The sequence below is a fragment of the Kineococcus rubinsiae genome (assembly GCF_011839805.1).
Lineage (GTDB): Bacteria > Actinomycetota > Actinomycetes > Actinomycetales > Kineococcaceae > Kineococcus > Kineococcus rubinsiae.
Window position 1 is genome coordinate 1 of record NZ_VWPY01000091.1, and the last position, 9,695, is coordinate 9,695.

The 9,695-nt window shown below is 35.3% G+C and carries 8 protein-coding genes; 4 read left to right on the forward strand and 4 right to left on the reverse strand.

Annotation, left to right across the window (positions count from 1 at the left end; translation table 11 throughout):
* Window positions 1-476 precede the first annotated feature (476 nt).
* Window positions 477-1,052, forward strand: a complete 576-nt coding sequence (locus F1544_RS26905) for a mobilome CxxCx(11)CxxC protein (RefSeq protein ID WP_151708317.1) — start codon at window positions 477-479, stop codon at window positions 1,050-1,052.
* Between the two features lie 293 nt (window positions 1,053-1,345).
* On the opposite strand, the gene F1544_RS26910 is transcribed toward F1544_RS26905, so the two are convergent.
* The 3 genes from F1544_RS26910 to F1544_RS26920 form a co-directional block, all read right to left on the reverse strand.
* Complete coding sequence (locus F1544_RS26910; protein WP_032007737.1) at window positions 1,346-2,404, reverse strand: ParA family protein; 1,059 nt, start codon at window positions 2,402-2,404, stop codon at window positions 1,346-1,348.
* Window positions 2,405-2,857: 453 nt separating this feature from the next.
* The gene (locus tag F1544_RS26915) at window positions 2,858-3,205 is read right to left on the reverse strand and encodes a hypothetical protein (RefSeq protein ID WP_004641894.1); all 348 of its coding nucleotides are present in this window, start codon (window positions 3,203-3,205) and stop codon (window positions 2,858-2,860) included.
* 340 nt (window positions 3,206-3,545) lie between these two features.
* Window positions 3,546-3,806 (reverse strand): DUF8583 domain-containing protein, encoded by a 261-nt coding sequence (locus tag F1544_RS26920; protein WP_004641892.1) that lies wholly within the window; start codon window positions 3,804-3,806, stop codon window positions 3,546-3,548.
* 231 nt (window positions 3,807-4,037) lie between these two features.
* On the opposite strand from F1544_RS26920, the gene mobQ reads away from it, so the two are divergent.
* The 3 genes from mobQ to F1544_RS26935 all read left to right on the forward strand — a co-directional run bounded on the left by mobQ (window position 4,038) and on the right by F1544_RS26935 (window position 7,769).
* The gene (mobQ, locus tag F1544_RS26925) at window positions 4,038-5,666 is read left to right on the forward strand and encodes a MobQ family relaxase (RefSeq protein WP_167588433.1); all 1,629 of its coding nucleotides are present in this window, start codon (window positions 4,038-4,040) and stop codon (window positions 5,664-5,666) included.
* A 524-nt stretch (window positions 5,667-6,190) separates the two neighbouring features.
* Window positions 6,191-7,087 (forward strand): replication initiation protein RepM, encoded by an 897-nt coding sequence (repM, locus tag F1544_RS26930; protein WP_151708315.1) that lies wholly within the window; start codon window positions 6,191-6,193, stop codon window positions 7,085-7,087.
* Between the two features lie 76 nt (window positions 7,088-7,163).
* Window positions 7,164-7,769: a plasmid replication DNA-binding protein gene (locus tag F1544_RS26935; RefSeq protein WP_151708316.1), complete on the forward strand. Its 606-nt coding sequence runs from the start codon at window positions 7,164-7,166 to the stop codon at window positions 7,767-7,769.
* Window positions 7,770-7,971: 202 nt separating this feature from the next.
* Here F1544_RS26935 and F1544_RS26940 read toward each other — a convergent pair whose 3' ends face one another.
* The gene (locus F1544_RS26940) at window positions 7,972-9,105 is read right to left on the reverse strand and encodes a GTPase (RefSeq protein ID WP_126132632.1); all 1,134 of its coding nucleotides are present in this window, start codon (window positions 9,103-9,105) and stop codon (window positions 7,972-7,974) included.
* Window positions 9,106-9,695 lie beyond the last annotated feature (590 nt).

The window sequence follows — 9,695 nt, forward strand, 5'->3', positions numbered from 1 at the left end:
TTGTCATATTCTGCCAATAAAATAGGTTAAAAAATGCTCAAAATTTCAGTTTTTCCTGATTTCTCAATGCCTCAATAACCCACTTTTATCCCCATTTTCTGCGGACAATTCTTGGGATAATTTGAGGATATCTGCATGTACGTTCTGGCGTACAGGCTTTCAAGAAAATCACCAATAGGCAGACACCACCAGATTGCATATCATGGCTTCATTGAGAACAGGATGTTCCAGATAAAAATAAGAAGATCAACGACAGGACGCGAGGGATGACAGGAGTTGACCCTAATACCAAATACGAAAAAACCCCGACAGGATGTCGGGGTTTTTTATTATCTAAATAGCTTCAGATAAGCTGTGGTATGTTAATTTTAGGAAATATAAAAAATACAGCTTTATTAATATATCTAAAAAATTAGAATACAAATAAAAGTTAATCTATGTTTAAATATTAATAATATTCAATCAGTTATAAAAAAATGGCACCTCAAAGTAATATTAATCTAGATGTAATGAAAAAATTACAAGATGCTCTTAGTGCAGAATATATCTATACAGAAAAAATAGATTTTTACGAAAAATTGATATTTATCTACAACTTACTATGCTTTTGTGTTCCACTGATAGTTCTTACCTCTCTTTATATTACAAAAGGTGATGAGAATCTTGAGCCTCTCCTAAATACAGTATCTACTATTGCTTCTGTTGGATTACTCATATTTATGGGTGTTATATATTTAGCCTCTATTCCTGATAAAAAAGAAAAATTTATCGTTTCTAGAAGAATTAATAGAAGGACACAAAAGGATTGTCAGGATAACTTGGAAAAAACTAATGAAGAGCTGAGTTTCTTTTTTAAACATATTAATGATATTGATGATGATGATTTAGACAAGCTAGGAAAGCTAAAAAAATCAACAAAACAAGCATCTTATCGATATGCTTTAGAAAATTTAGGATATGATGCTAAATGTCCAAAGTGTCAAAAGTCACCAGATGCTTACAGCAGATTTTTCGTAGGCTCTTCATGTAAACAATGCGGTATTAAAAAATAAAAGGTAATCTTAGATGATTAAACAATTTGATGAGTTTTATAAACAATTAAGTGGCGAAGAAAAAAGCAAATTAGTTGATCATATCATCAACACTTACACAAATTTAAATGTTGTTATGGAAGGTTACAATAGTGGCACTCTAGCTATTCTAGATGGATTAAATGCTGGACCCTTAGCGACCCTAAGCCTAACAAACAAATGTAACGGGTGTGGTCGACCATTATAAAATCAAAAAAGCCTAGATCGAAGATCTAGGCTTTTTTGATTTCGCATAGAATTTTTAAAAATATAAATTACTCAATGCTATGGATTAAAGCTTGAATATTAGGAACTTGCCTATCTAACTGTGATTGATTCACTCTTACTGTTTTACCTAGAACCTGTTTATTACCAGCAGTCAATTTTGATATAGGAATACCTTCAGCTCCAGAAACTACCGATGCGCTGTTTGCATCGTTAACTTCATACTGGAACATATGTCTGAAGGCTCTTCTGCTATTAGGCGGATTAGCACCTGTAGGATGTATTGAAAATAAATTAGGATTGTTTGTCCAAGCTGTATAAATTTCTTCTCCAATCTCATTCACTACTGTTTTAAATGCAGTTGCAGATGATTGATTCATTTGAGTTAATCTATTGCCGATATACATATAAATCTTTGGTACAGACATTCTATATCGCTGAGAATTGATATGAAATTCTGATTGCTGTTGTCCTGGCTGACGCGTAATACCATAAATTAATGCTAAAACGGCTCTAACTGCACGTTTAGACGAGCCATCAGCAGAGAATGGAATCAGTAACCGATCAGCAGCAGACATAGCTAATTCTGTATAGATAGAAAAACTAGGATTACAATCAATAAAAACCGTTAAATCTTCAGTATTTAGAGAAACTCTGACATCTTCAATTAAATCACTGATCCAAGTATGTACAATTCTCCATGCATCCGTTGGTCCCGGCATTGCTGCAGATGCAACACGAGATGCTTGTATTTCCAATTGTTCATCTCCAGGTACTAAATATAAATTATTTGGTAATTGAGAGTTGTACTGATTCGGGCTTATATAAAAATTTGCACCAGATCTTGGATTTACGTATGGACTTAAAATACGACTTTCTACATAACCTGAAATTGTTTTTTTACTGGCTTGAGAATGGATTTCATCTAAGTGAGATTCTCCGCGCTCAATTCCGCCTAAAAGCATTGATGAAGAATTAGCTTGAGGGCATAAATCTAATACTAAAACTTTTTTATTTGGATGAGTGACAGCATACTCAGCTGCAATTTGAAAAGTTAAGTAACTTTTACCAACCCCACCTTTATTATTCCATAAAGCATAAATAGCCATTTTTAGAATTTCCAACACTTTCCAACAATTTTGCAATCATATGTGATAGTTCGGTGTTAATGGTAGTTTTTTTAATAGTTCACAATAACTTCATTCATATTTAACATAAAATCTCATATACGAAATTCAGTAGCCCAAAGTAGAAATGTCCGCTTTTAGAATATGAATTTGGTGTTATTGCTAAAGCTCGTGGCATGACTCAAAATCGCTAAAGAAGCAGGGATTGGGGTGAGGCACTCCACAAAGTCCTACGTCAGGATTAAGCACCACGTTTTGATACGATTAATCGTGTAGTGAATGCTTTAGGCGGCAGAGGTATTGAGTTCTTTAATATGCAGTTCAACGACTGTCATCAGGTTCTCAAATCCCTCAGTTTCCCCGGTATTCATCCGAGCCAACTCGGTCGAGTAGCTCGGATTATGATGCCTACTTTTAAAAAGGCACCCCCCACGATCAGTAAGCAGTTCTAGGGAACTTATGACGACCTGGGGTGGACTGAGTCCGTTTTACCCAATCTTCCGGATATTCTTGACTGTAAGAATCATAGTAATGACCTGACCAATATTCCTGATTGTATTCTTGGCATTCGTAATCTTGAGAAAAGTTGTGGGTGCTTTGTTGCGCTACAGCATGTTGCTGAAGTGTATTTTCAGCTGTTCTTTCCGCCTGATCTAAAGTCATGAAAATATCGAGCAAGGCTTGGCGTTGTTGATGATTCAGAAGTTTTGCGCTTTCGACAATCAGTTGTTTAGCGAGGTTTTTTGGCATGCATGGGTTTGCATTATTGAATTTAATCTGCATAGCAGTTTCCTAGATAAGAGTTTAATTATCTCCATCACTTCTCACGGCAATGGAGGCAACTTAACAGGGGTGAGAATACTGAATCTAGGATCAGCCAGCACAAAGCTGCCCTGCTAAGCTACCATAGGGACTGCTTAACAGTAGGCAAAAAAATAGCCGCAAGTGCGACATTTAATTGCACCTAGATTTTATCAGGTTCTCACGCCTGGACACAGATTTTGCTGCGTTGAAATAAGATTATCCAGTAAAAAGTAGGGTGTCAAGGTCCTAATCAGTAGTTCTTATAAAAACTGAAAAATCTAACTAAAAGGTGTCTATAAAATCAGTGGCTATTCAAACATTAAAGATTAAATAACTTTCTGTCTCTTTCTTGTGTTAAATACTCGTTCATTTCAGCGAGTATTTTTTCCTTATTTTCTTCATTTTCCATCTTTTTGAGTAAGTAAGAACCCAACAAAATTTTACGTCTTGTATCATCCTTTCGGTCTTGTTCTTTTTGCTTTGATTTTTCACGAGCAATAGTTGCTTGTTTTTGCACTTTTAACTGTTTCAATCGCTCTTCTTGTTTTGCAATTTTTTCATTCAGATAATCAAGACTCATAATCAAATACCGTTCTTAAGCTTTTGGATTCTTCTCGATCATAAGCGCATTTGTACTGGCGTACAAGATACTATATGATACTCAAAGAATCCCGTAAGGGCGCACTTAGCCAAACTAAATCCATACTTTCAGTATGTGATTAGTTTGGTGCGAAAGGGGACTCCCCATTACCCCTGACGAACCAGTTCAGGTTGGTAATTTCGATAAATCGAAATAAAGAGCAAAAGCAAAATGGCGATATATCATTTTTCAGTTAAAGCGATTAGTCGTAGTGATGGACGTAGTGCCGTTGCTTGTGCTGCATATCGCTCGGCTGAAAAATTGGTATGCGATTACTACGGAAAAGAGCAAGACTACACAAAAAAAACAGGTGTCGAATTTACAAATATCTATGCACCTGAAAACACAAAAAAAGAATTATTAGACCGTCAAAAATTGTGGAACGCAGTCGAGAAAGTCGAGAACAGAAAAAATTCACTTCTTGCCCGTGAATTTGAAATTGCCTTCCCATCCGAACTAAACGCAGAACAGAGAAAAACCCTACTTGATGAACTGTGCCAGGAACTTGTCAAAAAGCATGGCGTGATCGTTGATGCAGCGATACATGCTCCACATATTGAAGGTGGATCTGATGACCGCAACTATCATGCTCACATCATGTTTACGACCCGATCTATTAGTAAAACTGGTGACTTTGAAGCCAAAAAATTCAGGGACTTCAGCAGAGACAATGGGACAGAAACAGTCAAAGCATGGCGTGAAACATTTGCGGATCTAGTGAATGTTCAACTTGAAGCTATTGGCTCTAAAGAGCGTGTTAGCCACTTGAGCTACGAAGAGCTAGGCAACGGGCTAGAAGCCACGCAGCATGAGGGCTATGAGGTTACACAGCTTAGACGTATGGGCATAGATACAGAAATCAGCCTTGCTAATGATGCAATCAGGCAACGTAATGCTGAAAAAACTGTAAATGAACAAGCGATCACTGGACTAGATCAAGAAATCACGGTCTCAGAGCGTCTTATTTGCGATTTAAGAGAAGAAAAGAGCGAGTACGATAGAAAGCAAGCTGAAGCCCAAAAAGCGGCTACAATCGCAGCACAACGCAAAATAGAGCATGATAGAGAACAAGCTAAACAACTTGATCGAGATAAATTTCTTCAGCTTCAGGATCGCTATAAAAACTTTGCTGATAGCTATTTCATTACAATAAACAATAAAAATCAGGTGCTTAATGATATTTCTGAGCAGCTCGAGAGGTCGAAAAAGTGGCTATCGAAACAGCGAGATGTTTACGAAAGAGAGGGCATATTTTATCACGCTATGACGCATGACATGATCAGCATCAATACGCCCAACTATTGGCTTTCAAGCGTCCAGTTTAATCAAAAGAAAAAAGAGATCGAACGGCAATATCAGACACAAATTATTGAGTTAATTTCAGATTCTAATATTGAAACTGTTGTCCGTGATTTAAGAGAAACGGCAGCAAAAATCTTAGAGCGTGGCGAGGATCTACCCGTTGGTCATCAAGAAAAACAGACGTTTTTCAAAAAGTTATTCGCAAAAAAAGAGTATGTACATAGCTATGAAACACTTTCTGATTATGATGAACATGTCGTCCCTGTTTTGAAAAAAATAGAGATAAGACAAGAACTTATAGAACGTCAAAAAGAGAAGCAACTCGAAAGAGAAAAACTCGATGAGATCGAGAAAAAACGTTATGAACAGGAAGTTCGACAAATTAAGCTTGAAAATGAAAAACGTTACGAGTCAGAACGCAATCAGCGTTATCAATCTCAGCGAGATTTTGAAACAGAACAGCCAAAACCAAGACCTAAAAATGATTTTGAAATTTAGTTTTTCTAAACAATAACAAATATCTACAGAGCGAGTGTCTACGAGCGAACTAGCAATATTCGACCATCGACCCTCTGAAAAACCGCTTTTAAATGACTTGAATCCTAGAAAATCTATATTTTCATGCTGAAATTCGCCCCTAGACCGAGCGTAGCGAGCATAAAAAACTTATGAGCGAAGCGAATTCCGAGTTGCTTTTGATTTTTTTAAAGTCACAACGAGATTAGCAATAAAATTGCCCCTCGAATCGAGCGAAAGCGAGATTCAATAGAGTTTGAGCGTAGCGAAAACATAGGGCAATTTTTCATAAAGTCTTTTTAATTATATTTTAAATCTTTTAAATATTTTAGGCAGCCTGAAAGGCTTTAAAGACAAGGCTTTCAGCTCTTAACTATGAGGGATTGACTACTAACTATGAGGGATTGACTACTAACTATGAGGGATTGACTACTTAAATATGAGGGATTGACTACTAACTATGAGAAAATTATAGTACTCATAATTAAGTTTTCGAAATAAAAGTAATGAGTCCATCTAAAAAAGAACTAGTAGTTAAATCAAATCAAGTTATTGAGGCTTCATACCAACTCAGCTCAACAGAACAGCGTATTGTGTTAGCAGCTATTAGTAAAATTAGTCGGGCTGAAGACATTACAGATGATGAAATTTATCGCGTAACTATTGATGACTTAAAAAAACTTGGGGTTCATGAAAAAACAGCTTATAGAGATCTAAAAGATGGTGTAAACCGCTTATATGACAGATCAATTAATTTAGCTATTGATGATGAATCAATCAAAATGAGATGGATTCAATCCATACGATTTTTAGAAAGTAAAAGCGTTGTAGGAATTAGGTTTTCTAAAGAAATTTTGCCTTTCATTTCTAATCTAAGTCGTGAATTCACTAAGTATTCATTATCTGACATTGCTGGTATGAGTAGCGCCTATGCTATTCGTATTTATGAGTTATTAAGCCAATACCGTTCTATAGGAAAACGAGAGATTTCAATTGAATCTCTAAGAGGTATGTTGGAGTTAGGAAAAAGATATCCATTATCTGCTGATTTAAAAAGATGGGTTATTGATACAGCTGTAGATCAAATCAATGAACATAGCCCTTTAAATGTATCTTACAAGCAAATAAAGACAGGTCGAAAAGTCACACACATTCAATTCACGTTTAAAGAAAAATCAAAAAGTATTGAGCATAAATCTGAACAGAATAATTTTTATAAATTGACAGATTCACAAATTAATATGTTTGGTAATCAGCTTTCACGCTTACATGAAGTATCCTACCTAGCACAACAAGGTGAAAGTTATGACGACTTAGCTATCAAAATTAAAGATATGCTGCGAGATCCAATACAACAAAAACAACTTATTCCTCATCTTAAAAATTTAGGCTTTAAGGCATAAAGATCGACTGTGTATGTAGCGGTTGACTGGTTGTTGATGTATCTTGGTTCACATAATAGACAACCAGAATTACAAGATGAAATCACTATCTGTTATTGAGCTTTCAAACCTATATGGAATGACTCGTCAAGCCATTTATAAGCAAGTTAATAAAGGTAATTTAAGTAAGAATAGTGATGGTAAAATTGATCTTTCCGAAGCTATTCGAGTTTTTGGTGAACCGTCTAGAAATGTGAACAGTTCACAGACAACCGAAACACGAAAGTTGTCAGAAGTTCACCTGCTAGAACAACAGGTTTACATGCTTCAAAAACAGCTTGAACAGGCGCATGAGCGTGAGCAGTTTCAACGTGAGGAATTAAAAGCCAAGAATGATCAATTACACGTTAAGGATGAACAAATTGAAGCGATACAACGATTATTAGAAGCTCCAAGAGCCTATACAACTAGGTTTATCGATCCAAAATCAGATACAGCAACGGATACTGGTTCAAAAAGTGAGTCGAACTATGATGGATTGACTACTGAACAAAAAGAATCTCATGTACAAACTGAGGTGAAAGATGACGGATTGACTACCAATAGCCAAATTGAAAATAAGCGGATTCTGGTGCCGGATCACGTTGAACCGGAGCAGCCGAAAAGAGGCTTTTGGAGCCGTTTTTTTAGACCCTATGATTAACCACTATTGTTTAACTAATATGAACAAAGTCGTGAAACATTGGTCAAAGAATAAGCGTGGAACATGAAAAATCATAAAAAAAGCCCACCTTGGGGAAGATGGGCTATCAACTAGAAACTACAGCATTGATTTATAAAGAGAATTAGAAAGCATTTCGTATAAGGCGTATTATGTTAATTTTAGAGAAATTTAAAAGTTCATACTATTTTACGAATTTTTCAATTAATTTTTTAATAGCATCAATATCCCTATTTTTAATAATATTAAAAATTTCTTGAGGTCCAATGTCTTTTAGTACTTTATAGATACTATTAAACTTATCTTTTAGCTCAGTTTTATCATCAAGATTATAGCCATTCTCATAAACCCAATTTACTGTAGTTAACATAGCTAAAGTTACAACAGTTGCTATACCTGCTGCAGCTACGTCTAGAACACCTGTTGGAGGTAGAACGGATTTAGCCCAAAGGAAAATATTTGTTCCCGCACTTTGACTAGCAAATAATGGCAAGGCTGCAAGGGCAGACTTCTTATTTAAAACTTCACCGGTATAAATATAATGTATAGACATAATTGCAGTGGCTTGAGTCGCAGAAATATAAACAGCACTACCGGGAATAAATGCCTCACCAGCTACCGCAGCCAATGCTGTATAAATTACTCTTCTTGCTAATACAGATTTTCTTTCAATTTCTCTGGCTAAAATTAAATCTTTACCATATTCCCTAAGAAAATCCAGTATTGCATCCCTTAACTCATCAACTCCTCGGATATCTAATTCGTAATCGGTATCATAGTCAGGATCATATCCATCCACACAAGTTTGGAAAATTTGCTCATCTGGAGACAAACCTAAGGCGTCTCTCCATTGATCTACAACAGCCTTTAAAGCAGCCCTTTTCTTGTCATAAAGATCAATTTTATTTAATACGACAAATACTTGCTTACAATGCTGTTTAAGCTCGTCATAGTGTTTCTTTTGTGTGATATCCGCAGAATCTGAAACAACCAAAATACCAACATCGATATCTAACATAGCTTGTCGAGTTACTGCACTATTTTCATCAATAACATCACCAAGACCTGGGGAATCTAGGATTTCAACTTTTTCACCTAATTTAAAGCGTTTAACTTTTGTAGTAACTCCAGAAGTAGCGCCAACTTCAGCTAATTTATCGTCTTTATTTTTACGAAATAAGGCATTTAATAAGGAACTTTTTCCAGCACTTACTTTTCCGATAATAGCAACAGTAACTTTCTCATGAAAACTAGCCTCAACTTCATCTAGTTTTTGTTGTGCTATCTCTTCAAAATCTACATCTACAGAGCTACTCATAGCCAATCCTCAGTTGCTTTTTATTAAAAAGTATTTGATGTTCAGATTAATTATATGGAATGAATAAATCAATAATTTACATTCTTATTGCGACAGAATATGTCGTTATTACAGAGACTTTTTACAAGCAAACTATCTAAAATATTAAGCAGAAATATTCAATAATTTTCATAACCGTCGTATCTTAACTTAGGTGATATTCTATGGCATTTATTTATAGTTCAAATGTAGTGCAATGTCCAACTTGTAAAAATACAAAGGTAACCGCATCTCATCGAGATATTATTAGCCCCTTAGATATTCCTACTTGTGCAAAGTGTAAAGAAAAAATGAATTTTCTAAAAAAAGCTGAACTAATAGATTGGTTAACGCACCCAAAAGACCTTTTAAATAACCCTAGAGATTTTTTAAAATATTTTCAGAAATAAAAATTTCACTACAAATGAATACCATTACTTTTTTCCCATTCATCGCTCCATTTAACATAATGGTGCTTATACGAAACCATTTATAAAAAGTTATTGTTTTTCAGGTATTTAAAAAATTAGTCATGACTAAAAAATAGGTAAAAAGCCGACTCGGAAACAAGT